At 54.9% G+C, this 25,136-nt stretch carries 26 protein-coding genes and 2 pseudogenes; 16 read left to right on the top strand and 12 right to left on the bottom strand.

Annotated features, from left to right (window positions below; genetic code table 11):
- A partial coding sequence (locus Q0711_RS02285) for a hypothetical protein (RefSeq protein WP_299041461.1) occupies nucleotides 1–491 on the top strand: 491 nt, incomplete at its 5' end.
- Between the two features lie 2 nt (nucleotides 492–493).
- On the top strand, nucleotides 494–1,294 hold the full coding sequence (locus Q0711_RS02280) for a DUF1838 domain-containing protein (RefSeq protein ID WP_299041458.1): 801 nt from the start codon (nucleotides 494–496) through the stop codon (nucleotides 1,292–1,294).
- Nucleotides 1,295–1,360: 66 nt separating this feature from the next.
- Here the strand turns inward: Q0711_RS02280 and Q0711_RS02275 are convergent, their stop codons facing one another.
- The 3 genes from Q0711_RS02275 to Q0711_RS02265 form a co-directional block, all read right to left on the bottom strand.
- Nucleotides 1,361–2,383, bottom strand: a complete 1,023-nt coding sequence (locus Q0711_RS02275) for an aspartate-semialdehyde dehydrogenase (protein ID WP_298617069.1) — start codon at nucleotides 2,381–2,383, stop codon at nucleotides 1,361–1,363.
- Between the two features lie 74 nt (nucleotides 2,384–2,457).
- Nucleotides 2,458–2,994 carry a 6,7-dimethyl-8-ribityllumazine synthase gene (gene ribH / locus Q0711_RS02270; protein WP_298617071.1) on the bottom strand — a complete coding sequence of 179 codons (537 nt, stop codon included), beginning with the start codon at nucleotides 2,992–2,994 and terminating at the stop codon, nucleotides 2,458–2,460.
- 47 nt (nucleotides 2,995–3,041) lie between these two features.
- The gene (locus Q0711_RS02265) at nucleotides 3,042–3,515 is read right to left on the bottom strand and encodes a hypothetical protein (RefSeq protein WP_298612065.1); all 474 of its coding nucleotides are present in this window, start codon (nucleotides 3,513–3,515) and stop codon (nucleotides 3,042–3,044) included.
- Nucleotides 3,516–3,672: 157 nt separating this feature from the next.
- Between Q0711_RS02265 and Q0711_RS02260 the strand changes: the two are divergent.
- The 6 genes and pseudogenes from Q0711_RS02260 to Q0711_RS02235 form a co-directional block, all read left to right on the top strand.
- Nucleotides 3,673–4,479, top strand: a pseudogene (locus tag Q0711_RS02260) (thiazole synthase); the annotation flags it as partial.
- Entirely contained in the window at nucleotides 4,479–5,639 is a 1,161-nt protein-coding gene (locus Q0711_RS02255) for a glycosyltransferase (RefSeq protein WP_298612071.1), read from the top strand. The pseudogene Q0711_RS02260 and the gene Q0711_RS02255, both read left to right, overlap by 1 nt.
- Nucleotides 5,640–5,692: 53 nt before the next feature.
- A complete protein-coding gene (locus tag Q0711_RS02250; RefSeq protein ID WP_298612073.1) occupies nucleotides 5,693–5,863 on the top strand; it encodes a ssl1498 family light-harvesting-like protein in 171 nt (56 codons plus the stop codon).
- Between the two features lies 1 nt (nucleotide 5,864).
- Nucleotides 5,865–6,482, top strand: coding sequence for a tRNA (adenosine(37)-N6)-threonylcarbamoyltransferase complex dimerization subunit type 1 TsaB (gene tsaB / locus Q0711_RS02245; RefSeq protein WP_298612081.1), 618 nt, complete (start codon nucleotides 5,865–5,867; stop codon nucleotides 6,480–6,482).
- On the top strand, nucleotides 6,472–7,950 hold the full coding sequence (locus Q0711_RS02240; RefSeq protein ID WP_298612076.1) for a CIA30 family protein: 1,479 nt from the start codon (nucleotides 6,472–6,474) through the stop codon (nucleotides 7,948–7,950). Before tsaB ends, Q0711_RS02240 begins: the two co-directional genes overlap by 11 nt.
- A 13-nt stretch (nucleotides 7,951–7,963) precedes the next feature.
- Nucleotides 7,964–9,271, top strand: coding sequence for a DNA repair exonuclease (locus Q0711_RS02235; RefSeq protein ID WP_299041454.1), 1,308 nt, complete (start codon nucleotides 7,964–7,966; stop codon nucleotides 9,269–9,271).
- An 867-nt stretch (nucleotides 9,272–10,138) separates the two neighbouring features.
- On the opposite strand, the gene era is transcribed toward Q0711_RS02235, so the two are convergent.
- The gene (era, locus tag Q0711_RS02230; RefSeq protein ID WP_298611450.1) at nucleotides 10,139–11,062 is read right to left on the bottom strand and encodes a GTPase Era; all 924 of its coding nucleotides are present in this window, start codon (nucleotides 11,060–11,062) and stop codon (nucleotides 10,139–10,141) included.
- A 9-nt stretch (nucleotides 11,063–11,071) separates the two neighbouring features.
- Complete coding sequence (locus Q0711_RS02225; RefSeq protein WP_298611448.1) at nucleotides 11,072–11,563, bottom strand: biopolymer transporter ExbD; 492 nt, start codon at nucleotides 11,561–11,563, stop codon at nucleotides 11,072–11,074.
- A 77-nt stretch (nucleotides 11,564–11,640) separates the two neighbouring features.
- Between Q0711_RS02225 and gmk the strand changes: the two genes are divergently transcribed.
- Nucleotides 11,641–12,216 (top strand): guanylate kinase, encoded by a 576-nt coding sequence (gmk, locus tag Q0711_RS02220; protein WP_298611445.1) that lies wholly within the window; start codon nucleotides 11,641–11,643, stop codon nucleotides 12,214–12,216.
- Here gmk and Q0711_RS02215 read toward each other — a convergent pair.
- On the bottom strand, nucleotides 12,213–12,935 hold the full coding sequence (locus Q0711_RS02215; RefSeq protein ID WP_298611442.1) for an ABC transporter ATP-binding protein: 723 nt from the start codon (nucleotides 12,933–12,935) through the stop codon (nucleotides 12,213–12,215). The two genes, gmk and Q0711_RS02215, sit on opposite strands and share 4 nt — an antisense overlap.
- 99 nt (nucleotides 12,936–13,034) lie before the next feature.
- Here Q0711_RS02215 and Q0711_RS02210 point away from each other — a divergent pair, with 99 nt between their 5' ends.
- Complete coding sequence (locus Q0711_RS02210) at nucleotides 13,035–14,048, top strand: zinc-dependent alcohol dehydrogenase family protein (protein ID WP_298611439.1); 1,014 nt, start codon at nucleotides 13,035–13,037, stop codon at nucleotides 14,046–14,048.
- Between the two features lie 169 nt (nucleotides 14,049–14,217).
- Here Q0711_RS02210 and Q0711_RS02205 read toward each other — a convergent pair whose 3' ends face one another.
- Nucleotides 14,218–15,369, bottom strand: a complete 1,152-nt coding sequence (locus tag Q0711_RS02205; RefSeq protein WP_298611437.1) for a trypsin-like peptidase domain-containing protein — start codon at nucleotides 15,367–15,369, stop codon at nucleotides 14,218–14,220.
- An 83-nt stretch (nucleotides 15,370–15,452) separates the two neighbouring features.
- Between Q0711_RS02205 and Q0711_RS02200 the strand changes: the two genes are divergently transcribed.
- Complete coding sequence (locus Q0711_RS02200; RefSeq protein WP_298611434.1) at nucleotides 15,453–15,644, top strand: hypothetical protein; 192 nt, start codon at nucleotides 15,453–15,455, stop codon at nucleotides 15,642–15,644.
- Nucleotides 15,645–15,849: 205 nt separating this feature from the next.
- Nucleotides 15,850–16,344, top strand: a complete 495-nt coding sequence (locus tag Q0711_RS02195) for a hypothetical protein (RefSeq protein WP_298611431.1) — start codon at nucleotides 15,850–15,852, stop codon at nucleotides 16,342–16,344.
- Here Q0711_RS02195 and Q0711_RS02190 read toward each other — a convergent pair.
- A complete protein-coding gene (locus Q0711_RS02190) occupies nucleotides 16,339–16,917 on the bottom strand; it encodes a DnaJ domain-containing protein (protein WP_298611428.1) in 579 nt (192 codons plus the stop codon). The genes Q0711_RS02195 and Q0711_RS02190 overlap by 6 nt on opposite strands.
- A gap of 280 nt (nucleotides 16,918–17,197) precedes the next feature.
- Between Q0711_RS02190 and Q0711_RS02185 the strand changes: the two are divergent.
- Both Q0711_RS02185 and Q0711_RS02180 read left to right on the top strand, forming a co-directional pair.
- Nucleotides 17,198–17,314: pseudogene (locus tag Q0711_RS02185) on the top strand (IS4 family transposase); the annotation flags it as partial.
- A 14-nt stretch (nucleotides 17,315–17,328) separates the two neighbouring features.
- Complete coding sequence (locus tag Q0711_RS02180) at nucleotides 17,329–17,742, top strand: Uma2 family endonuclease (protein WP_298611425.1); 414 nt, start codon at nucleotides 17,329–17,331, stop codon at nucleotides 17,740–17,742.
- A 569-nt stretch (nucleotides 17,743–18,311) separates the two neighbouring features.
- On the opposite strand, the gene purM is transcribed toward Q0711_RS02180, so the two are convergent.
- From purM to accC, 4 genes are read right to left on the bottom strand one after another with little or no spacing between them, the layout of a single operon-like run.
- Nucleotides 18,312–19,337 (bottom strand): phosphoribosylformylglycinamidine cyclo-ligase, encoded by a 1,026-nt coding sequence (purM, locus tag Q0711_RS02175; protein WP_298615226.1) that lies wholly within the window; start codon nucleotides 19,335–19,337, stop codon nucleotides 18,312–18,314.
- Nucleotides 19,337–19,831 carry a low molecular weight protein-tyrosine-phosphatase gene (locus Q0711_RS02170; protein ID WP_298615223.1) on the bottom strand — a complete coding sequence of 165 codons (495 nt, stop codon included), beginning with the start codon at nucleotides 19,829–19,831 and terminating at the stop codon, nucleotides 19,337–19,339. Before Q0711_RS02170 ends, purM begins: the two co-directional genes overlap by 1 nt.
- 10 nt (nucleotides 19,832–19,841) lie before the next feature.
- Nucleotides 19,842–20,912, bottom strand: coding sequence for an undecaprenyldiphospho-muramoylpentapeptide beta-N-acetylglucosaminyltransferase (gene murG / locus Q0711_RS02165; protein ID WP_298615221.1), 1,071 nt, complete (start codon nucleotides 20,910–20,912; stop codon nucleotides 19,842–19,844).
- Nucleotides 20,912–22,273, bottom strand: coding sequence for an acetyl-CoA carboxylase biotin carboxylase subunit (accC, locus tag Q0711_RS02160; RefSeq protein ID WP_298615219.1), 1,362 nt, complete (start codon nucleotides 22,271–22,273; stop codon nucleotides 20,912–20,914). Before accC ends, murG begins: the two co-directional genes overlap by 1 nt.
- A 514-nt stretch (nucleotides 22,274–22,787) precedes the next feature.
- On the opposite strand from accC, the gene speA reads away from it, so the two are divergent.
- Both speA and Q0711_RS02150 read left to right on the top strand, forming a co-directional pair.
- Nucleotides 22,788–24,701 carry a biosynthetic arginine decarboxylase gene (gene speA / locus Q0711_RS02155; protein WP_298615235.1) on the top strand — a complete coding sequence of 638 codons (1,914 nt, stop codon included), beginning with the start codon at nucleotides 22,788–22,790 and terminating at the stop codon, nucleotides 24,699–24,701.
- Nucleotides 24,702–24,718: 17 nt separating this feature from the next.
- The gene (locus Q0711_RS02150) at nucleotides 24,719–25,105 is read left to right on the top strand and encodes a hypothetical protein (RefSeq protein WP_298615217.1); all 387 of its coding nucleotides are present in this window, start codon (nucleotides 24,719–24,721) and stop codon (nucleotides 25,103–25,105) included.
- Nucleotides 25,106–25,136 lie beyond the last annotated feature (31 nt).

Below are 25,136 nucleotides of genomic sequence, written 5' to 3'. Positions count from 1 at the left end.
AGCGATCGCCCATTCTGGACGAAGCACAGATCATTGCCCAAACCAAGGCTCGCATTGCCGAAATGACCCAAAGCTCTGGCGATCGCGAGATTGTGCCGGCCCCCACCGCCTCCAATGAACCGCCGGCAACGGACTCAGAAGCCAGTCGGCCATTGCCCATTGTGGCTGAGGACAAGGGAGTGCGCTTGGAAATTAGCCGTGTGGACACTATTGGCCAAGATTTAGCCCTGCACGTTAGCTTGAAAAACGACAGTAGCCAAGGGGTACAGTTTATCTACACCTTCCTCGAAATCAAAAATGACAAAGGCACCCTTTTGAGCGCCCTGACCGAAGGCCTACCGACGGAATTGCCCGCCGGCAGTGATCTGGTCAAAGGCACGATTCTTATTCCCAAAAGCCTCCTCGGTAATACAAAAACCTTGACCCTGCGCCTTGCTAGCTATCCCAATCAGGATGTGCAATTGCAAGCTGCCAATATTCCCGTGGAGTAGCCATGCCCGCCGCTGAATTTGTTCAAAAATGCCTGAGTGCTCGCGATTGGGTGCGGGTACGGGCGGATCTGACGGGCAAGACCACGTTTATCGCGTGGCAGGGAGCCGTGTATAGCTTTGTTCCCCAAGAGCGTCACCGTCATCTATTCAACATTGTTGGCATGAGTGCCGCTCGCTGTTTGCCCCATCCGGAGGGGGGGTGGTATTTTCTCTCCCGTGAGTTGACGTTTTATCTTGATCCGGAGCGTCAATCGGTGTGTGATCGCTGGCACAACCCTTGGACAGAAGAAACAGTGCCTGTCCTTCCCGTGGTTAATGATCCCGTGCAGGGGCTATTTCGCCGCGAGGTGCCTGCTCAAGTCAGTGAACACACCACTACCTTTCAGTTTGATCTGTTTCCCTATTACGACAACCCCCTTGGGGGTGAGGAACGGTTTCGGCCCTACAGCCCCCAGCCCATCTACCAAGCGGCGGAACTCTTTAAGCTCACGGTGGCTACTGCTGATTTACAGCAGGATACGGAGACAATTGCCGATGTTCACTTGTGTTGGAGTCGAATTGGCCCTTGGCTGCCTTGGATGAAGATGGGCGATCGCCCCGGCTATCTCATTTATAGTGCCACAGGCCGCAAAGCCCTCACCGTTGAAGATTTACCCTCGCTTTTGCAAGAGCAATTAGAACGACTGCCCCGATACCGTGAAGCCCCTACCGAATATCGCGAGGGTGCCGATATGACTTCTTGGCTGTATTTTCAGGAGCACTTTGAGGCCTATTTGGAGGGGGCAGTGTTTCCAGGGACTTGATGAATACCAACCTGTTCCTATTCCCCTGGCGGCAGGCTATCCCCAACCGTAGTCAGCCTTTTTTGCTTAAATTAACCCTTGGGCAATCAGGGATTCGGCAATTTGCACCGCATTCAAGGCTGCTCCCTTACGGATTTGATCGCCACACAGCCACAGTTCAAGGGCATTGGGTTCGGAAATATCTTGGCGCAGCCGTCCCACCAGCACGGGATCCTTGCCTGTGGCCTCTAGGGGCATGGGAAAATAGTTGCGCTGCCAATCCTCAACAAACTGGACTCCTGCCGCCTGTTGTAGGCGATCGCGCGCCTCTTGCAGCGGAAAAGGCTCAAAAAATTCCACATTCAGCGCCTCTGAATGGGCACGCAGCACTGGAACTCGAACACAGGTAGCCGTCAGCCGCAACTCTGGGGCATGGAAAATTTTGCGGGTTTCATTGACCATCTTCATCTCCTCTTGGCAGTAGCCCTGCTCATTCAAAGGAGAATTGTGGGGAAACAGGTTAAAGGCCAAAGGGTAGGGAAAGACCTCTGTGCGCGGTGGTTGCCCCTTGAGAATATCGAGGGCTTGATCCTTGAGTTCTTGCATGGCCTTAGCTCCCGCCCCACTGGCAGACTGGTAGGTAGCCGCGACAATGCGCCGAATTGGCCGCACCCGATGCAATGGCCATAGTGCCACTGTCATCAAAATCGTGGTGCAGTTGGGATTGGCAATAATGCCTTGGTGTGTTTTTAGATCTTCAGGGTTGACTTCGGGCACCACCAAAGGCACATTGGGTTCCATGCGATAGGCACTGGAATTATCGATGGCGATCGCTCCCCCTTTGATGGCGATCGGTAGCCACTGCCGCGACACAGTTGCCCCCGCCGACGCCAAAATCAAATCCAGCCCCTTGAGGGTTTCCTCGCTCACCGCCTGTACCGGCAGCACCGTCCCACCAAAAGAGAGGGTTTGACCCGCTGAACGCGGTGAAGCCAAAAGACGCAACTCGGCTACTGGAAACGATCGCTCCGCCAAAATGGTCAAAATTTCCGTACCAACGGCACCTGTAGCCCCTAAGATGCCAACCCGTAATCCCTGTGCCAATGCCATGCCTCCTAGGAATATAAGCCCATTTTACGCTCCTTGAGAATGGGAGAATAGCCGAACCGGTTCAGTCCTTGGTTTTACCCCTCGGTAAGGGCAGGTGTAGTGGGGGTCAGTTTGGCCGCAGGCGGATTGATATTAGTGGGAAGGATTTGCATTAGGCTTGCCATTTCAAGGGCGTTGAGGGCGTATTCCCAACCTTTGTTGCTTTTGATGCCGGCCCGTTCGAGCGCCTGTTGCATGGTGTCTGTGGTAAGGATGCCGTAGATAATGGGCACCCCGGTTTGCATCGAGGCGGTGGCAATGCCTTTGGTAACTTCAGCAGCCACATAGTCAAAGTGGGGAGTTTGGCCACGGATGATAGCACCCAAGCAGATAATTGCTGCGTAGCGACGACTAGCCGCCAGTTGAGCTGCCACTAGGGGAATTTCAAAACTACCGGGTACCCAAGCATAGTCCACTTGAGAACCATGGGGATTGGGGTCAACCCCATGGCGGCGCAGGCAATCTTGGCAGCCCTCTAGGAGCTTGGTTGTAATCAAGTCATTGAAGCGGGAAATCACGATGCCAAAGCGAGGGGTTCCCCGAACTGAATAGGTGCCTTCAAAAACAGCCATAGGTGGAGGTGCCAAATCTTACCCCAAAGAGTATAACCTGCAACCGCCTAGGCGGTGCGATCGCCCTGCTCCACAAGGGAGTGTTGGGACTGCCACCGCTGCACAATACCGGTTAATTTGGCAACGAACGGGTCAGGGGCTAAATCAGGATGAAATTCACTAATTCTTGTATCAGTACGGGGTTCTGAGGGACGGGAGGAGCCAGCTTCAGGCACACTAATCGGCAGTGACTGGCAGATGATGGCTTCAAACTCGCTGTTGAAGTGATAGATGGGTTGCTCACGCCGTTGCCACAGTTGTAAAATCTGCTCAACAGAGATGGCTTTATAGCGCCCTAGATAAAGGGCTTCAATGAGGGCGAGGCGAATCCAACGGGGCGGGAAGTGACGCAGCCAGCGATCTAAAATGGCTTCAACCGAGGAGCCATCGAGATCAAACCCATATTGACGTAGCAGGCGATCGGCAGCCTGAATGGCGGCATTGTTGCCAATGTGTGCCATGCGCCAATGTTGCACTCCCATAGGTATGGTGCCTCTATCATGCCACAAGTTATCCAAGGTCGCGGCTTTACGACAGAAGCTATAGAACCCAATCGGTGTAAAAAAGGCTGTATGGTAGAAAGGCAAGCCCTCCTACTTTTCACTTCACAAGTGCATCATGGTGACTGCACCTGCTCCTGAGCTGTTGATTCAAGATACCCCGCTCACAATCGCCGGGCGGCAGTTCCATTCACGCCTGATGACCGGCACCGGCAAATACCGCTCCATTGCTGATTTACAAGCGAGTGTTGCCGCCAGTGGCTGTGAAATTGTTACGGTGGCTGTCCGTCGCGTCCAGACCAATGCGCCTGGTCATGAAGGCCTTGTGGATGCCCTAGATTGGTCGAAAATTTGGCTCCTGCCCAACACCGCAGGTTGCCAAACCGCAGAAGAGGCAATTCGCGTTGCCCGTTTAGGTCGGGAAATGGCTAAGCTCCTTGGTCAAGAGGACAACAACTTTGTGAAGCTAGAGGTCATTCCCGACCCGAAGTACCTGCTGCCGGATCCCTTTGGCACGCTCACAGCCGCAGAGCAACTGGTCAAGGAAGGATTTGCCGTTCTTCCCTACATCAATGCGGATCCCCTGCTGGCCAAACGCCTTGAGGAAGTGGGCTGTGTCACCGTGATGCCCCTTGCCTCCCCCATTGGTTCAGGCCAAGGGCTACGCAATGCCGCCAATATTCAAATCATCATTGAGCAGGCGCATGTTCCCGTTGTCATTGATGCTGGAATTGGCACCCCCAGTGAGGCTGCCGCGGCAATGGAGTTGGGCGCCGATGCCCTTTTGATTAATACCGCGATCGCCCAAGCGGGCAATGCCCCGGCAATGGCCAAGGCTATGGCACTTGCAACCACTGCTGGCCGTCTTGCCTACCTTGCAGGGCGCATCCCCGTAAAAGCCTACGCCAGTGCCAGTTCTCCTCTCAGCGGCAGGATTGGTGATTGATGATCCGCGAACTCCTAGGCGGACTGCTCTTCCTTCTCACCCTCACTGGCAGCCTCTTCTATTGCGTAGCCTTGGGGGTAACATGGCAGTTCTTTAGCCGCAAGCGCCCTACTCCCCCTCGCGTTGCACCTTCGGTGTCGCTGCTGGTGCCGATTTGTGGCCTAGAAGCAAGGGCATGGCAGAACTGGTCTTCCCTGTGTTGCCAAGATTATCCTACCTATGAGGTGCTCTTTGGGATTCAGCAGCCAATGGATGCTGCCGTTTCCGTCGTGGATCAGATTTGTCGGCAGTACCCTGAGCGTGCTCGCTGGTACCTTTGTTCTGAGCAGCATGGCTACAACCGCAAAGCAAACAATGTTTTTCAGTTATTCCGCCACGCCCGCTACGACATTATTGTCGAGGTGGATAGCGATGTCGCTGTGGATCCCCACTATTTGCAGACAATTACAGCTCCGTTTGCAGATCCGCAGGTGGGGGTGGTGACCTGTGGCTACATTGACCCGCATCCCCAACACCTAGGAGCTGCTTTCTTGGCTCTCGGTCGCTGCATTGACTTTATCCCTGGCGTTTTAGTTGCCCGCCTCCTCGATGGTGGCTTGCGCTTTGCCATTGGGCCAACTGTTGCCCTGCGGCGTCAGGTTCTAGACCAAATGGGCGGATTTGCTGCCGTTTTAGACCGCATTGGCGAAGATTATCATCTCGGCTACCGCGCTTGGAAACTGGGCTATCGGGTCGAACTCTCCCCCTATATCCTGAAGAATGACTGTGGCAATGACTCTTTCTGGAAGGCGGTACAACGGGAACTGCGCTGGGCACGCTCCATTCGCGCCAATCGCGGCAATCAGTACTTTGGCATGGTGTTTATGTTTGGCACGGTCTATAGTGCTCTGCTGTGGGGACTGTTTCCAACCCCCTGGACCCTCAGCGTATTTCTGGGAGTTCAGGGCATTCGCTGGTTGCAGGCCATTATCAGCATGGTCTTGATGGGGACGCCTCGGTTACTGTTGTGGCTGTGGCTATTGCCCCTGCGGGAGGTAATGAGCTTTCTCATTTGGCTGGGGGGCTGTTTTGGCGATCGCATCTATTGGCGGGGTCGCTGGCTGCGGGTCAGTCGCCACGGTCAATTGCAAGAAATTGTTAAGGATTCTCAAAAGTCCTAAGGTTTGCTTGTTAGAATAGCCCCACTGAAAATCTGGAATTGAGGTGTGTTGCGATGCGCTATACCATTGAGGAGGGTGGTCGCCTCAACAACTTTGCCATTGAACCCAAAGTTTATCAGGCACAGCCTTGGACGCGACAGCAAAAAGTACGGGCAGCTCTGGTGGTGGTGGGCGGATTGCTCTTAGTCGCCGGCTTGGTGGCGATCGCCATAGGAGTGAGCTAATCTGCTCTGCCTCGGTTTTGATACAAGCGATGCCCCCCTAGTTGCCGGCCTCTATGACTTAAGGGCGCATCAATTGCTTGAGGTTAAAACTTGGTTTTTGGGTCGTGCACTGGCCAGCCAGCTACACCCCTGCCTGAATGAATTTATGGGTTCCTATGCTTGGGGCGAGATAGGCGCAATCGCCGTCGGTTGTGGTCCGGGTAGCTTTACGGGAACGCGCTTGGGGGTAGTGACTGCCCGCGTCTTAGCCCAGCAATTGGAGGTGCCCCTTCTGGGTCTATCTAGCCTTGGGACAATCGCCTGGCACTATCGCTATGAACTGCGAGAACAGGATGGGGTGGTGTCGCGGCGTGCCCAGCAGGGGCATCAATACCTGGGCATTTACCGTTATCAGGGGGGCAGTCTTAACTCGGTGTGGGGCGATCGCCTACTTGCTGACAGTGAAGCAGAAGCCCTCTTAGCCTCTTGGCTTTACCCCTACCGGCCCTTGGCTCCCCCCCCTCCCAGGGACTACGGCTGCGCCCTGCTGACATGGGCAGCCCACCGGTGGCACGATACACTAAGGGCAGGGAAAGAATTTCCCCATTGGTCAAGCGTGGTGCCCCTTTATGGCAAATAACTGGGAACTCGGTCGCTTTCTCGATACCCTGCGCTTTTTTCAAGCTTTGCCGCTTGTGGGAACGTTAGAGCCACTACGCCCTGTGCTGGCACCCCTTTTGCCGGATCTCTTTGAGCCGCCCGCCTATCGCGGCAGTGGCCTAGTGGTGGTGATGGGGGCAACGGGTCGAACGGGTCAAGCGGTGGTGAAAACCCTCCTAAATCAGGGCTATGCGGTGCGGGCAGTGGTGCGCGATCGCGCCAAGGCGGAGCAGGTACTTCCCCCCGCTCCTTTTTTAGAGATTACAGTGGCCGATGTCACTCAACCCCTTCCCGCCGATCTCCTGCAGGGTAGTCGGGCGGTGATCAACTGTGTCGGGGCCAAGGTACAGCCCAATCCCAACGCGCCACCGCCGGGTCTTGAAATTGTCGGTGCTAGTCCAGAGGCCGTTGAATTCGAGGGGATGCGGCATCTGTTGGAACGCGCTCAACCCTACTTTCAAAGTCAGCCCAACACCTATCCCCTCTTTGACTACCGCTATCCCACGCCCCCGTTGAGGGAGGTTTGGGGTGCCCTTGATGATGTGGTCATGGGCGGCGTCAGTGCCAGTCAGTTTTACCTCAAGGAGCACAGTGCTCTTTTTACGGGGCTGGTTTCTACGGAAAATGCCGGCGGGTTTGTTTCCATCCGTACCCGCAACCTCAATCCCCCCCTCAACCTCCAAGGGTACACGGGCATTCAACTGCGGGTTCGCGGCGATGGTCAGCGCTATAAATTTTTCCTGCGCAGTGACCCAGCGTGGGATGGCATCGGCTATGCCCTGTCCTTTGACACGGTGGCCGATCAGTGGATCACGGTTGAATTGCCCTTCAGCCACTTTATCCCCGTGTTTCGGGCACGCACTGCCCCCAATGCGCCGCCCCTCAATGTGGGGCAAATCTACTCGCTGCAATTGATGCTCAGCAAATTTGAGTACGACGGTGCCCTCAATCCCCACTTCCGCCGCGGCACTTTCAGCCTTGAGATTGAATCGCTCCAAGCCTATGGAAATGTGCCCTTGCCGCGCATCATTCAGGTGAGTTCGGCGGGGGTTACCCGTCCACAGCAGGCAAGTCTGAACCTCAAGGGACAGCCCTTGGCAGTGCAATACAACGAGCAACTGGGGGGCATCCTTACTTGGAAACTGGCGGCAGAAAATCTGCTGCGCCAAAGTGGCCTACCCTATACCATTGTTCGCCCCTGTGGCCTGACGGATCAGCCCGGTGGCAAAGACCTACGCCTTGATCAAGGCGATCGCCTGACGGGGTCTCTGAGTCGCGAAGATTTAGCCGCATTTCTGGTTAGTTTGCTGAATTTGCCTGTGGCCTGCTATCGCACGGTGGAAGTGGCAGCCACAGATCAACCCGCTGCGGCGACTCCCAACTGGGCAATTCGCCTTGCGCAACTGTCTAGCGATTGCCTACGGCACGCTGAAAGCGATCGCCCCTAGGAGATGCTCTCAAATGGTGCGTTTTCTCCATGTTGCGGATGTTCACCTCGGCTTTAGTAAGTATCGTCAGGAGAATCCCAGCCGTACCCTTGATTTTTTTACCGCCTTTGACAGTGCCCTGCAAACCTACGCCATTGAAGCAGGAGTGGATTTTGTGCTGATTGCCGGGGATCTGTTTGAGGAGCGCATGATTACCCCCGGCATTCTCAATCAAGCGGAGTACGTCCTCGATAAGGTGCGATCGGCAGGGATTCCAGTGCTGGCGATCGAGGGCAACCACGACAACTGCCCCTACGGCGTCAAATCCAACTGGCTCCGCTACCTCTGTGAAAAAGACTACTTGTCTCTTCTAGAGCCTGATGAAAATGGTCTGTTGCACCCCTGGGATGTAGAGACGGCGCGGGGTGGGTACATTGATCTTCCCTGCGGGGTGCGGGTCATTGGTTCCCAGTGGTATGGCGCCAGTGCTCCCCGTGCCATTCAACAGCTTGCCAGCCAAATTCAGGCATTGCCGCCAGGACCTAGAGCCACAATTATGCTCTTTCACCATGGCCTTGAGGGGCAAGTCTCCCGCTACCAAGGGGCATTGCGCTATGAAGAACTTCTCCCCCTGCGCCAAGCGGGGGTGGACTACCTTGCCCTAGGGCATATCCATCGCCACTATGCCGTTGAGGACTGGATTTTTAACCCCGGCGCCGTTGAGGCCAACTCAATTCAGGAAAATCAACAGCAAAATCCGCGCGGGGTGCTGCTGGTTACCCTCGACAATGGCCCACCTCAGGCAGAACTCAAGCAAGACTACTGGCAGCGCCCTATCTATCGCTACAGCCTCAACCTCAGCCCCAGTGATACCGTGACCCAGGTGGAGCGCCGACTTCAGGACTTGGTGCGGCGACATCGGGAAGAGATGGCGGAGGCAATTGTGGAAGTTACCCTGCGGGGAGAAGTGGGGTTTGAGCGCAGTGAGTTGGCTGTGCGATCGCTCCAAGGGCAACTCCAGGAGGCCTCCCATGCCTTTATTTTTCGTTTGGGGTTTGCAGCAACGCCTGTGGCCTACCAAACCTACCGCAATGCAACGGCTGAGCCACCCCCGCGTGCCCTAATTGAAGAACAGGTGTTTGCGGATCTATTGGCCAGTGTTGCTGAGTATCGCGATCGCGCCGAACCCTTGGCCAAGGTTCTCATGCACCTAAAAGAAGATCTACTTCAGCCCAACGTCAACATTCCTGACCTCTATCAATGGCTGGCAGACTTCTCCTCAGCGAATGGAACGAGAGGGGTTGATTGCCCCATGGATCAACTGGACAGCGGGAGACTGTAGGAAAGCTTGCCATTTTTGCCGGACTTGGGCATTCTGCGGTTGCACCGGCCGTGGTTTGGCCAGTTATTAGGGTGTTGTACCAATAGCCCGCCATGGCAAAAGCATCCGCCCCGTCTTTGGCCTGAACAATTCGCTGCTGTTGAGCTGGCCACAAGGGCATCGCTCGAATACGCCCCCAAGGGGAACGTGACAAAAGCAATCACCTGGGCTAGCCCAGAGCCAGTTTTCAAGTTCTGGACATCCTCCTCGGCCGGAGGGCCAAAGGTGCCTTCGGTGGGTTCATATCTGCTACTCGTATCTCCAATGGCGGTGTGGAGACATCCCCCGCTTTCAACGCCGAGAATTCATTTTGGGGAAGAAGTGGAGGGCGCACTAAAAACTGGGCATCCTCTTGGGTGTCAATATCGTTGGGGGCACCCCTAGGCAATGGCGATCGCGCAAGGCCTTAAACGCGTCCCCAAGGAACCCATTGGTTCTACCCTGTCCACTCGCAATGCTATATCCCTCACGTGAATGCTCCGCTGATAAGCGACTTCCCAATCCTGTTACCAGAGAGGGAGGCGGCATTCTCACCTACCGCCGGGAACTTTTGCCTTTGCAGCACCCCAGGTCATTTCTGCCTGGGGGTTTTGGGTTGAAGTGGTTCATGCCAACTTTTGGCCTATTCCCTGCGTTTATAAATCGGGTGATGCCAGGACTTACAGGTTCAGTTGTACCTTGCCAAGCAGGTCTTATATCTGCCCGGATCCCCAGAAGTCTTTTCTGGCGGGCAATAGTGCCATACATGGCTAGAAAAACCATATCCTATCCGCCGCTAACTAGGGAATAACGCTTCCCGTCCATTCGTAGGATGCGCGACGGCATTGCTCAATCCTTCTCAATCCGATAGCCCAACTCTGCCAAGCGCAGCCGATCCTGTCGCCAGCGGGGGCGTACCTTCACAAACAGCTCTAGATAAATCTTGCCACCAATGAGGGTTTCCATTTCTTGGCGGGCAGCGGTGCCAATTTGTTTGAGCAACTGACCCCCTTGGCCGATAATGATGGCCTTTTGGCTGGGACGCTCCACGTAAATCACCGCGTGGACACGAGTCAGGTGGCGCTCCTGCTGTAGCTGTTCAATCGTCACCGCCACCGAATGGGGAACCTCCTCGCGGGTGTGGTGCAAAATTTGCTCGCGAATTAATTCCGCCATGATGAATCGCTCCGGCTGATCGGTGACCATCTCCGGCGGATAGTAATAGGGGCCAAGGGGCAACTGCTCCTCGATTGCCGATTGCAGCAGACTTACCCCCTCTCCAGTCAAAGCTGAGCAGGGATAGGCCGGCCAAGGGCCGAGGCTTTGATAGTCCTGTTGCCGCGGTTCGCGCTCCCCTTCTGCGAGGAGGTCAATTTTATTGATGGCCACAAGAACGGGAGATTGGGTCGTTGTCAAGAGATCTGCAACGTAGCGATCGCCCCGACCGGGTGGACTGGCAGCATCCACCACAAACACAATCGCATCCACCCGATTGAGTATTCCCTTTGCATTCTGCACCAGCACTTCACCGAGCCGATGGTGGGGCTTATGGATACCCGGCGTATCCACAAAAATAAACTGCGCCGTGGCCGTGGTTAGGATGCCCCGCAGGCGATTGCGGGTAGTTTGCGCCACAGGGGAGGTAATGGCCACCTTTTGCCCCAACAGATGGTTAAAGAGCGTTGACTTACCCACATTGGGGCGACCCACTAGGGCAATGAAGCCGGAGCGAAAGCCCGCTGGAGCAGCAGGAATGCTTGGAATCGTTTCCACTGTTACACCCTATTGGGTTGGAGTCGTCTGATTGGGAGTTGTGGCCGGTGGTGAGGGCAGAGGGCTTGGCTCCGTACTGAGAACGGGTTTTTCGACAGGTTGGGTTGCCAGGGCAACACGGCTACCCCCCACTGAGCGCAGCAGATCTAAGACTTGGATGACTTCGTTGTAGCTCACCACCTGGGACGCCCGCAAAATCACCATCCCCGCCGGATTGGTTTTCAAATACGTGGCGAGGCGTTCGTAGAGTTGACTGCGGTTGACGGGGTCTTTGTCCACAAAGAGTTGTCCTGCCGGATCAATGCTCACCACCAGCATCTTTTGGGACTGGGCTTGACTGGTGCTGGCTTGGGGCAAATTCAATGTAATGGCCTGCTGCCGCGTTAAACTCACCGCCGCCAAAATAAAGAACGTGAGGATACAAAAAACCACATCAATGAGGGGCAGCATCTCAATACGGGCATTTTCGCTCTCACTAGGCAAATGAATCTTCACGGCCATTCCTCAACCACGCTGCCTTTAATGATAAAACCCTGAGCAGACAGAGTAGGATTAGAAAGTTTCTCCCCGATGGAACTATGACCACTGCAACGCCCCAGCCCGGACAACTCATTGTGATTACCGGCCCCAGTGGTGTGGGCAAAGGAACGCTCCTGCGCCAACTGCGGCAGCGACACCCTGAGCTTGCCCTTTCGGTTTCAGCGACCACTCGTCCGCCGCGCCCCACGGAGGTGGAAGGGGTGGATTACTATTTTGTGTCTATGGAAGAATTTAAGGGAATGATTGCTTCGGGTAAGCTCTTGGAATGGGCGGAGTTTGCGGGTCACTACTACGGCACCCCACGGGATCCGCTGCTCCAGCTTATTGAAGAGGGAAAGACGGTCATCCTTGAAATTGAGCTGCAGGGGGCGCGCCAAGTTCGCCAATCCTACCCGCAAGCGCGCCACATTTTCATTCTGCCCCCGTCCCTCACTGAACTGGAACACCGCCTGCGCAGCCGCGGTCAGGACAGTGAGGAGGCGATCGCCCGCCGCCTAGCCCAAGCGGAAACGGAAATTGCCGCTGCCTCAGAATTTGACGTGCAAATTGTCAATGATGATTTGGAAAAGAGCTTAATTGCCCTCGAAACCGCCATTTTTAGCCCTGCTGCCTAGGGTTCTGCCCGCACAATGCCGAGGTAGAGTTCCCCCACTTTGGGGTCATTGAGCAGTTCGCTGCCCAGTCCCTCATAGCGATCTTTGCCCATTTCTAGGACATACCCGCGATCGCACATGGCAAGGGCTTTCCGCGCATTTTGCTCCACCAGAATAATGGCCGTGCCCTGGGCATTAATCTCCTTGATTTTGGCAAAGACATCATTGACCAGCGCCGGCGAGAGGGCAGCGGAGGGTTCATCCAAGACCATTATTTGCGGATCCAGCATCATGGCGCGACCCATGGCCAGCATTTGCCGTTCTCCCCCCGAAAGCGTCCCTGCCCGTTGCTGTCGGCGCTCAGCCAAGCGGGGAAAGGTGTCATAGACGCGTTCTTTGAGAGCCTTGAGGTTGCCGCTTTTGATAAAGGCGCCCATCTCTAAGTTTTCCTCAATGGTCAAGGAGCGAAAGACATTGGCAATCTGAGGAACGTAACCGATGCCTTTTTTGACAATTTCATTGGGGCGCAAGTAGGTAATATCTTCCCCTGCAAGCGTGATTGTGCCCAAGCGCGGCGTCAACAAACCGGCGATTGTTTTTGCCAATGTTGATTTTCCTGCTCCATTGGGGCCAATGACTGCTACCAGCTCCCCTGCTTCGAGACGAAAATTGACGCCCCGTAAAATATCCACATCGGGAATATAGCCAGCATAGACCTCAGTAACGTGGAGCAAACTCATGGTGTAAAGGACATCGCCGGAGGGTTGACATCTTACTAGATTAGTATAGGGACTCTGCTGTTTTGGGCAGGGAAGACTCAGAAGACGGTGAAAGACGCCATGAAAGCAATTGCCATCACAGAATTCGGTGACCCCGATGTTTTAGTGCTGCGGGAGGTGCCTGAGCCAGAGATTCAGACGCCCCATGAGGTCAAAATTCAACTGCGGGCAGCCAGCGTCAATCCCATTGATACCAAGTTGCGACAGCGGGGCACCTTTTTTCCCGATCGCCGGCCCGCAATTCTCGGCTGCGATGGGGCAGGGGTAGTTGTGGCGGTGGGTGCAGCAGTACAGCGATTTCGAGTGGGAGACGAAGTGTATTTTTGCTACGGCGGATTGGGCGATCGCGGGGGCTGTTATGCCGAATATACCGTTGTCCCGGAAATTGCCGTTGCCCCCAAACCCAAATCCCTCTCATTTATCGAGGCCGCTGCCTTGCCCCTAGCAGTCATCACCGCCTGGGAAGCCCTGGGCGATCGCGGTGCTGTGCCCCCTTTGAATGTGCTCTCGACAGCGAAAACCGTTCTCATTCACGCCGGGGCGGGCGGGGTGGGGCATCTGGCCATTCAACTGGCACGGCGATCTGGCGCCCGCGTTGCCACGACCATTAGCTCTGCAGCCAAAGCGCGTTTTGTTGAAGGTCTGGGAGCGGCCCTTGCCATTAACTACCAAACCACGGATTGGGTACAGGCGGTCTTGGATTGGACCGAGGGCAAAGGTGTTGACCTAGCACTGGACACTGTGGGCGGCCCAACCTTTAGTGAAACGTTCAAAGCGGTGCGTCCCTATGGCACCTTGGCCACCCTCTTGGAACCCGCAGCCGATACCCCCTGGAAAATTGCCCGCCAACGCAACCTCTTGATTCAACTCACGCTCATGCTGACCCCCCAACTCATGGAGTTGAGTGATGCCCTTGCCCATCAGGGCAAAATTCTTGAGCAGGTTGCCACCCTAGTGGATCGGGGTGAGCTGCGGGTTGTTGTGGATAAAACCTTTCCCCTTGGTGCAGCGGCGGATGCCCACCGCTATCTCAGCCAACGCCTAGTGCAGGGGAAGGTGGTTCTCGTCCCATAATGGGGGATTTTTTGATGGTTGCTCAGCTCCTTGCCGCCCTGTTACTCCCAACCGCTGCCAACGCTCCTTAGCGACCTCTATTGAGTTTGTTGCATTTTTAACGGACGCCTTAGCTATTGTGGTCGCCGGTTTACGGAAGAAACAGTGCTGCCAGAGGCTTGGCGCTAACTTATTCTGGCTGAGAGGAGGGGTACAACTCTGGCGGCATTGGCTCCGGTTGAAGGCTAACGGTTTGCTGGCGATCGCCCCGCCGAATCTCCAAGGTTACTTTCTCTCCCAACTTGGTTTGCTCGACAACACTTTGGATTTGTTGGGGGGTAGGCTGGTTGATAGTGTTGATCTTGACAATCCAATCGCCCGCCTGCAGGCCTGCTTTAGCTGCAGGGGAATTGGGAGCGATGCCAATGATCAGCGTGCCTTGGTTTTGTTGTAGTCGCCACGTGGGGCGATCTTGACGGATTTTGGCCGCCAATTCCGGCGTCAATTGCACCATGCGAATTCCTAAATAGAGGTGTTGGGCGCGGCCGGTGGCGATAATCTGCTCAGCAATGCGATAGGCAGTATTAATAGGAATGGCAAAGCCCAGACCCTGCGCTTGGGAAATCACGGCAGTGTTGACGCCCACCACTTGACCGGCGGCATTCAGGAGGGGACCCCCGGAATTCCCCGGATTAATTGCCGCATCCGTCTGAATAAAGCTCACGCGCTTATCGGCAGCGCCGATTTCATTGCTGGCACGCCCTGTGGCACTGATAATTCCGGCCGTTACCGTGTTACTCAGCCCCAAGGGGTTCCCAATGGCGATCGCCCACTCGCCGGGCACAAGGGTATCCGAATTGCCCAGTTGCACGGTGGGTAAATTTTTAGCCTGAATTTGCACCACTGCCACATCGGTCAGGGAATCAGCACCCACCACTTTGCCTGCGTACTGGCGACCATCGGGCAGTGTGACTCGCACAGCACTAGCGCCTTCTACCACGTGAGCATTGGTCATGACCTTGCCATCGGGGGTGAATATAAACCCAGAGCCTTGACCTTGGCGTACCGGCACATCGGGTATGGGAAAAGGATTGAGAAAACCATCCTCTTCACTGGGTTGCATCCGCAGCGTATCAATGCTTACCACCGCTGGCCCTGCCTCAGCAACCACCTTGGCAATGAAATTCTCACCCCCATTGGGTTGATCTGGAGGGGCAAGGGGAGGCAAAGATGCCGCAGGATTGGGAGTGGGCGGGGTGCGATTTGGCAGACGTAGTGAACAGCTTGTCAGTGCCCCTAGGGCGATCGCCATCCCGACTCGACTCAACCGCGTAAGAATCATACAGCACTCAACTCGGCAGTAGATCCACTGTAGCCTTATCCTGAAAGTAGAGAGTCTAGAGAGTCTGTCTAACCTCTACTGCCATGCTCACTGTGATTAGCCACCTAGAACAACCCATGAGCTTTGATAGCTTTTTTGGGCCGGTAACCCTCCAGCCGGGTCGCAATGAAAATGTCGATGAACGCCGCTGGCGCAACTGCAAAACCCACAATGCTGACCTGCAAGCCCTGATCAAAAAGGGACTGATTGTTGTTGCAGAAGAGGAATCAGTCTAAACTGAGAGCGCAAAGCTACTTTTGCCCCTCATCTTTGCAAATTTCCCTAGGTGACCGATAGATGACCAAACCCATGCAGAAACCTATGGCGCTGTGGGTATTCCCCCTGCACCCCGGCCCTCAACTGTATCCAGCCCATCTGCAGCTGACTGACGAGTGGCTCCCCTGCTTTCCGTTTGAGCCACGGCACTGCCTTGTTTGAGCCATGACGGATAGAGTAGTTGCTCTCTTACAGCAGGGACAAGAGGCCTTCGAGCGGGGCAACTATCAACAGTCCGTTGCTTTCCTCGGACAGGCGGCGGCGTTGGCGGTGGGAAACCCCAAGCAAGCGGGGGAAATTCGCCTCTGGTTAGTTGTTGCCTACAGTGCTGCTGGGGATCAAGAGGCAGCCGTGAGCCTCTGCCGTCAACTCCAACGCCATTCCGACCATTACACGCGGCAGGAAAGTCGCCGCTTGCTGGCGATTTTGGAAGCCCCCCAATTAAAACGTCGGCCTGAATGGAATAGCGAAATTCCCGACCTATCCCATGTGGGCGATCGCTCCTACACATCCCCCTACAGCCATTCCCTGAAAAAGCCATCGGCTGCCACCCCAAAACCTCAAGAACCACCGCCCCCTGCTACGCCTTTACCGAATGCCTTCATCTGGCTTGCCCTCACGGGTTTGGGCGTGGTCACACTCTTGGCCGCTTGGTTATAGTGACCTCTGCTCGAGACGAGCGAACTGACGATTGATCTCTCGCCACAGGCGCTGATTATGGGGGTTCAGTCGTAGAGCTTTCTTGAGGTAGGTTCGCGCCGATGACGACTTGCGTTGATCAATCAATTTGACAGCCCACTGGTAGTAGGTTTCTGCTTGCCAAGCAAACACTTCTTCGTCCGCAGGCAGTTGTCGTTCTAAATTTTCTAAAAGGGCGATCGCCCGTGGAAATCGTTCTTCTGCCAAAAAAAGCTGCCACTGCTTGTGCGCTTGACGTTTTAACTGCTCCTGTTCAGGGGTCAAAGGAGATACATGAGTCCTTTTGACCGTTACACTAACCGCTGGAGTAGAAGTATCCTTGGCCACGTCACCGTTATCTGTATCCTGCCAATGTTCAAGCAAATAGCGGTAGGCCTCATGTACTGCGACAAATTGATCTTGATGCACTTCAGGATTGATATCGGGATGATATTGCCGCGCTAATTGACGGTAGGCTGTTTTAATCTCTTCCAGAGAAGCACCGATAGGAAGCCCGAGGCGGCGATAACTTTCAATGAGTCGGTGATCAGTCATTAAAAAAACTCGCAAAAAACTCGGAATCTAAAAAATTGTTGGATGGCTGATTGGTGGTGCCAAAGCATCAAGATTTATCACCCTAGCACAGTGATCCTGAGGCTTGAACACATTTTACCGAAAGAATAGTGTATAGCACTTTTCTTAGAATAGGGGGTACATAGAAATGACTAGAGGATAGTCCTCATGTCTGCAACCAGAAGTGTTGAACGACGGTTTGAAGGGGTAGAAAAAATCGTGCGTATGAAAAACAATATGAGAACGGCAGTAAATCACGACAGACTGATTGATTACAAAGAGTGTGAATGGTGTCGTGAACCAGATATACATGGTACTGATTGCGTATTTAATTTTAGAGCTAGTGGATGTACCCGAATACTTTGGGAGGAAATTATTGATGGAGAGCTATTAGTGACCCGTGCCCCCCACTGGCAACATCAAACCATTTGTGGAAACTTTTACAGCCAACTTCAGGCATGGTCACAAGCAACGGGTCTCGGTCGTGCCTGCATGGGAGTGGGTGTCATGTTTAGTGCCAGCAATGATGTGATTCCAGATGTCGTCTGGCTAAGCATGGAAAAATATACGGCCTTGATTGATGACGCGAGTCATGTCCGGGGGGCACCAGACCTTGTGATTGAGGTTTTGTCTTCGGGCGCAGAAAATGAACGGCGCGATCGCCAGATCAAACTCAAACTCTACCAAAATTCGCCGCAGTGCTCCGCCTATACCGCAAAGCGGTTAGGTAGTGGTCAAGCAGCAGTCAGTGAATCTCAGATTGTTGCTGGATATATTGAGCTAGCACCAAAAATCGGTCGCGACTAAAAGCTATGATGCACCCATGCTACCCCTGACATACAAGTACAAACTAAAACTAACTAAGCAGCAGGCCAAGCAGATCGACCACGATCTAGATAGTGTGTCGTCAAGTTTGGAATATGTATAGGCGGTGGGGCGCATCGTGCTGAAAATGCCCCTGGAGAGGTTCTGGCGGGGGTGTCCTTTGGGGCACCTCTCCTAAGCGTCGAGGGAACCCTAGCCAAGACTCGGTGAACGGGGAATCTCCTGCTATACGCGTTGGCGTGAGCCTGCCGTTAGGCATAGCGTTAGCGGGATGAGCGTCAATCTAGCCAAGGAGTACTGGATTGCCGATTGGCGACGCCAAACTGTGGAAATCTTTCGCCGTGAAGCGGAACTGCTCAAACTTGCTCTCGCCCCTGCGTCAACAACGATTAGACATCATCCTTTAGGAACGCAAAGAGCGCCCCTTGAGACAGCCCTTTTCGGAACTCTTAGGAGAGGAAGGGAGCTATGACTTTTTTAACCGTTTGTGGTCGCACCCAGCACCTTTATCCTAGGCGTGGGCAAAAGGCTGGATGGTAAACAGGAATGGATTAAGCAGCCGGTAATCCCAACACTTCACCGGTTCCCGCAACAACCGTGCCAATCCGCCAGCTCTCAATGCCCCACTCAGCAAAGCAGGCCTGAGCCGCTGCCACTGCTGACGCCGGTAAAACAACGGTGTAACCAATGCCCATATTGAAGGTGTTAAAGAGTTCCCCTAGGCTGACGTTTCCCATTTCCCCTAGCCAGTGAAAGAGGGGAGGGATGGGCCAAGCCTGCGGGTCGAGTTCTGCCGATCGCCCTTCCCCCAAGCAGCGGGGCAAGTTTTCGGGCAACCCCCCACCAGTGATGTGAGCCATGCCGTGAATGGGAATCCCTTGGCCTAAGGCAGCACGAATGGGTTGGACATAGAGGCGGGTCGGTTCTAAGCACAGGTCACCAAGGGGGGTGTTGCCAAAGGGGGGATCTTGCCAACTGAGCCGGCGATCGCTGACAATTTTGCGCACTAAACTAAAGCCATTACTGTGCAGCCCAGAACTGGCCAATCCCAAAACCACATCCCCCACCTGTACCTGTGTGCCATCCAGCACCTGATCCTGCTCAACCACGCCCACACAAAAACCCGCGAGGTCATAGACCCCCTCGGCATAAAACCCCGGCATTTCTGCTGTTTCCCCCCCCAAGAGGGCACAACCGGCTGCTTCACACCCCTGGGCAATACCCGCGACCACAGCGGTCATAATCTCCGGCGCCAGACGCCCACAGGCAATGTAGTCCAAGAAAAAGAGTGGCTCAGCGCCACAGGTAAGGACATCGTTCACGCACATGGCCACCAGATCAATGCCGACCGTATTGTGGCGATTGAGCGTCTGCGCGATTTTCAGCTTGGTGCCCACGCCATCGGTTCCTGACACTAAAAGCGGCTGCCGGTAGCCCTTGGGAATTTGACACAGCCCAGCAAAGCCCCCCAATTGTCCCACCACTTCCGGTCGTTGCGTGCGCTGCACCAAGGGGCGAATCTGCTCGACAAAAGCGCGACCCGCGGCCACGTCCACACCGGCACTGCGATAGTCCATCAGCACTGCTCCTGAAGCTGGGGATAGTTGGTTTTGAGATACTCCAGTAGGCCTGCGCAGGCATCGGTGAGCAGATCTAGCACCTTTTCAAACCCCTGGCGACCGCCGTAGTAGGGGTCAGGCACTTCCTTTGCGTCGTGGTGACGGCAAAACTCGCACATCAGCCGCACTTTGTCACGGTATTTCCCCTCAGGGTCAAGGCGTAAAATGTCATAGTAGTTTTCCCGATCCATCGCCAAAATCAGATCAAATTCTTCAAAGTCGGCAGTGTGGAATTGGCGTGCTCGATGGGTTAGGTGCAGTCCCCGTTGCCGTGCCGTCATCACCATACGAGAATCTGGGGGATCGCCGACGTGGTAGTTGCTAGTGCCAGCGGAATCACACTGAATTTCATGCTCTAAACCAGCCTTTTTGATCAGGTCTTGCATGATTGCTTCAGCGGCAGGGGAGCGACAGATATTCCCTAAACAAACAAACAGAAGACGGATGGGCATAGCGTATTTCCTAGGGGGCGGGCATCAGTGTGCGAATGAGGTCAGCGACCTGCTGAGTGCTGTGGGGCATGGCCAGTTGGCGGGCCTTCTCTGCCATAGCTTGTAATTTTTGCGGCTGCCCTAGCCATTCTAAAATGATCCGTCCGAGGCGATCGCCCGTCAATGCCGATTGCGGGATCATTTCAGCGGCACCCGCACTCACCAGCACTTTAGCATTGACTGTTTGATGATCCTCAGCCGCATGGGGATAGGGAATTAATAGCGCCGGCGTTCCTGTGAGGGTGAGTTCCGCCAGGGCACTGGCGCCGGCTCGGCTAATGGCAATATTCGCGCGGTGCAACAGTGGCCCCATGGGTTCAAAGAAGGGAAAGACCAAGTAATGGGGATGCTGAACGCTCTGGGCTTCTGGATCATTGGTTCCCGTCAGATGCACCACCCAAGCGCCGGCCTCAAGCCACACGTGAACTGTTTCCCGCACTAAGCGATTGAGGGCCACAGCCCCCTGACTGCCCCCCATCACCAGAATCAGAGGCACCTCCTTGGGAATCGGTAACGCCAAGTTGCCGGGATGGAGAATATCGGGACGCAGCGGTGTGCCGGTGACCCGTAGGTTCAGCCGTTTGGAGTGAAGGTAGGCTAAACTCGCGGAGGTTCCCAAGGCAACCAGCGTACACCAAGGAGCCAGCCAGCGGGTAACTTTGCCCGGTAGGGCGTTGGCTTCATGGAGCAGGACAACCCGCCCTAAACTGCGAGCCGCTAGGATGGCCGGCGCCGCAATGTAGCCCCCGGTGGTAAATACCCCTTGAAAGTTTCCCTGTTTTAACAACTGGCGCGTCTGCCAAAAAGCCCCCCACAATTGCCCCAAGGGGCGCAGCTTTGCCCAAGGGGTTTTGCTCTGAACACCGCTAAAGTTGACGGTATGCAGGGGATAGTGGGGTGGAATTAATTGCTGTTCGAGGCGATCGCGCACCCCCAACCAATGGATCTCGTATTCGGGCAATTGCTCTGCCACTGCCAGCGCCGGAAAGAGATGCCCCCCGGTACCACTCGCTGCAATCAGTAATTTTCCTTGTCCAGGCATTAAACGTTCCAGCCCAATGTGGTCATGAACTTATCAACAAAGTTGGTATAGACAATGCCACTGCGGAACTCAGGCGTATCCAGCACTTGCTGATGAAAAGGAATGGTGGTCGGCACCCCCATAATTGCACATTCACGCAGGGCGCGCTTCATGCGGGCAATGGCAGCAGGGCGATCGCTCCCCCACACCACCAATTTACCGATCAGCGAATCATAGTAGGGGGGGATTTCATAGTCCGTGTAAACATGGGAGTCCATCCGCACCCCAGGGCCGCCGGGCGGCAGGTAGCCGCTAATGCGACCGGGATGGGGACGAAAATTGCGCTCGGGGTCTTCGGCATTGATGCGGCATTCAATGGCATGTCCCCGCAACTGTACCTGCTCTTGTGTCAAACTGAGGGGTTCCCCTTGGGCAATCCGAATTTGCTCAGCAATTAGATCGAGTCCCGTAATCATTTCTGTAACGGTGTGCTCCACCTGAATACGGGTATTCATCTCCATAAAGTAAAAGTTGCCATGGCCGTCGAGGAGAAATTCAATCGTGCCGGCACCGACGTAGTTAATAGCCTTGGCAGCAGTGATAGCGGCTGCCCCCATCTGGGCGCGCAACTCTGGGGTCAGCGCAGGGCTGGGAGCTTCCTCAAGGAGCTTTTGGTGACGCCGCTGCACCGAACAATCCCGCTCGCCAAGATGGATGACATTGCCATAGCTATCGGCAAGAATCTGAAACTCAATGTGGCGGGGATTTTCAATAAACCGCTCTAGATAGACGCCGGGATTGCCAAAGGCGGCTTCCGCTTCCCCTTGGGCAGCACTCAGGGCACGTCCCAACTCCTCTGGAGAGCGCACGAGGCGCATACCGCGCCCCCCTCCGCCAGCGGTGGCCTTGATCATCAGAGGATAGCCAATTTTGCGGGCGATCGCCCGCGCGGTTTCCTCATCCTGCACCAAACCATCACTGCCGGGAATAGTGGGCACCCCCACCTGTTGCATGGTTTTTTTGGCGGTGGATTTATCCCCCATGGCACGCATCGCCGCAGGACTTGGCCCAATAAAGGTAATCTTGTGATCGGCGCAAATTTCCGCAAAGCGGGCATTTTCTGCCAAAAAGCCATAGCCGGGGTGAATTGCCGAAGCATGGCGGGTAAGGGCAGCGGCAATAATGTTGGGAATATTGAGATAGCTGCGGCTACTGGGGGCTTCGCCAATACATACTGCCTCATCCGCCAGTTGCACGTGCAGGGCATGGCGATCTACGGTGGAATAAACAGCCACGGTGGCAATGCCTAACTCTTCACAGGTGCGTAGAATCCGCAGGGCAATTTCGCCACGATTAGCAATCAAAATTTTCGTGAAGGCCATGGCGGTCAGCGGTAGGGGAAGCGATCCCTAATGCTACCATGTCAGCCGAACGCTTCTGAAAAGCGGAACCGCAATTGCATTGGTGCCACCGGCAAAAACAAGTATAGGATCAGCAGGGTTTGGTTTGAGCAATGCCGACGCATATCCTACGAATGAAGGGGAAGCGTCATTCCCTAGTTAGCGGCGGGTGTGATATAGTTTCCCTAACCGAGTATGGCACTATTGCCCGCCAGAAAGACTTCTGGGGATTCGGGCAGATATAAGGCCTGCTTGGCAAGGTACAACTGAACCTGTAAGCCCTGGCATTACCCGACTTATAAACGTAGGGAACAGGCCAGAAGTTGGCATGAACCACTTCAACCCAAAACCCCCAGGCAGAAATGACCTGGGGTGCTGCAAAGGCAAAAGTTCCTGGCAGTAGGCGAGAATGCCGCCTCCCTCTCTGGTAACAGGATTGGGAAGCCGCTTATCAGCGGAGCATTCACAGCGCACTATGGCTGCTGTGTCACCCACGATGGCATTGACCGTTACGAAAACCAGCAATTGGACAATTGAGGACAGCGAGCAGCTCTACCGCATTCAGGGCTGGGGCGAACCCTATTTTGGCATTAATGCCGCAGGCCATGTCACCGTCTCTCCCAAGGGCGATCGCGGGGGGTCGTTGGATCTCTACGAACTGGTGCAGGCGCTCCAGCAGCGCAACATTGGCCTGCCGTTGCTACTGCGATTTTCCGATATTCTCGAGGATCGGATTGAGCGGCTAAATGCCTGCTTTGCCCGCGCCATTGCCCGCTATGGTTATCAGGGCACATACAAGGGGGTTTTTCCCATCAAGTGCAATCAACAGCGCCACATTATTGAAGCCCTCGTGCACTTTGGCCAGTCCCACCAGTTTGGTCTAGAGGCGGGTTCTAAGCCGGAACTGCTCATTGCCTTGGCAATGCTCAATACCCCCGGCGCCCTGCTCATCTGCAACGGCTATAAGGATCGCGCCTACATTGAAACGGCAATTCTTGCCCGCCGCCTTGGCCACACGGCCATCATCGTCCTTGAACAGCCGGAAGAGGTGGCGGAAGTCATCGCCGTTAGCCAAACCTTGGGGATTGAACCCATTTTGGGCGTGCGGGCAAAACTCAGTACCCAAGGGGTAGGACGCTGGGGCACCTCCGCTGGCGATCGCGCCAAATTTGGTTTGACCGTGCCAGAAATCCTAGCTGCCGTTGAACAACTGCGGGAAGCGGGAATGCTCCATTGCCTGCAACTGTTGCACTTTCACATTGGCTCGCAAATCTCGGCCATTAGCGTCATTAAGGATGCCATTCGCGAGGCGGGGCAAATTTATGGCGAACTGGTGCGCCTCGGCGCCAATATGCACTACCTGGATGTGGGCGGTGGCTTGGGGGTGGACTACGACGGCTCGAAAACTAACTTCCATGCCTCGAAAAACTACAGCATGCAAAACTACGCCAGTGATGTCGTCGCTGGCATTAAGGACGCCTGTCAACAGCGGGGCATTCCCGATCCCATCCTGATTAGTGAGAGTGGCCGCGCCATTGCCTCCCATCAATCGGTATTGATTTTCAATGTCTTGGGGGTCAGTGAAGTGCCCAAAATTACCCCCGAACCTGCCACGGAGGAGGAGCACCTGATTATCCGCAACCTTTACGAAACTTACCAAACGATTGACGAGAATAACTACCAAGAGGCCTACAACGATGCCCTGCAATTTAAGGGGGAAGCCATTAGCCTCTTTAACTTTGGCTACTTGAGTTTACCAGAGCGGGCGCGCGCAGAAAGTCTCTTTTGGGCCTGCTGTGCCAAAATCCTCGACATTGCCCGTCAGCAGGAATACGTGCCCGATGATCTAGAAGATCTTGAGAAAATCATGGCTTCCATCTACTACATCAATCTGTCGGTGTTTCAATCGGTGCCCGATAGCTGGGCCATTGATCAACTGTTTCCCATCATGCCCATTCACCGCCTTGATGAAGAACCCACAGAGCGGGGCATCCTTGCCGATCTCACCTGCGACAGCGACGGCAAAATTGACCGGTTCATTGATCTGCGGGATGTGAAATCGGTCTTAGAACTCCATCCTTTTCGTCCTAACGAACCCTATTACCTCGGCCTTTTTCTCAACGGTGCCTACCAAGAGATCATGGGCAATCTCCACAATCTATTTGGGGATACAAACACTGTGCATATTCGTCTGACGCCAAAGGGCTATGAAATTGAGCATTTAGTGCGGGGGGATACAATGCAAGAAGTCCTTGGCTATGTGCAGTACCAAGGGGATGCCCTATTGGAAAAAATCCGCCGTCGAGCCGAGGCTGCCCTTGCAGAACAGCAAATTACCCTGGCGGAAGCGCAGCACCTCTTAGAAAACTACGAGCGGAGCTTGCGCAGCTACACGTACCTCTCTTCTTAGGATGCTCAGGAAAAGCAATGCTAGGAACATTTCAGTCCAGCCATTTGCGCATTGAAGTGGCAGCCAGTGCAGACCAACTGCGGGATTACTTGACGCAGCCAGCCCAGCTACGCCGCTGGTTGTGGCCCCTCCAGCTTCAGACAAGAGGCGATCGCCTGCAAGTGGGGGAGACCTTCACCAGTGAATTCCTGTGGTTAAAACTGGAACATCGCGTGGAACTGCTCACGGCAGAGCGACTAGTCCTAGTGCTGCGGCAGGCCATTGAGGGCTGGCAGGAGTGGTCTTGGGGTGACGGTTGGGTACAGTCTTGCATTGAAGGGGTAACCCCCCTGCCCTTGGAGTTGGGGCAGACATTTCTCCTGTGGCGACTGAAATCAGTCCTAGGCAAAGAGGCGGCCAGTTGAGGGTGAGAGAACGTTGAAGCGATCGCGCCCA

This window comes from uncultured Thermosynechococcus sp., from assembly GCF_937958135.1.
Taxonomy (GTDB): Bacteria; Cyanobacteriota; Cyanobacteriia; order Thermosynechococcales; family Thermosynechococcaceae; genus Thermosynechococcus.
The sequence above is the reverse complement of the archived record's forward strand: the minus strand, read 5'-3'. Positions and strand labels throughout refer to the sequence as shown.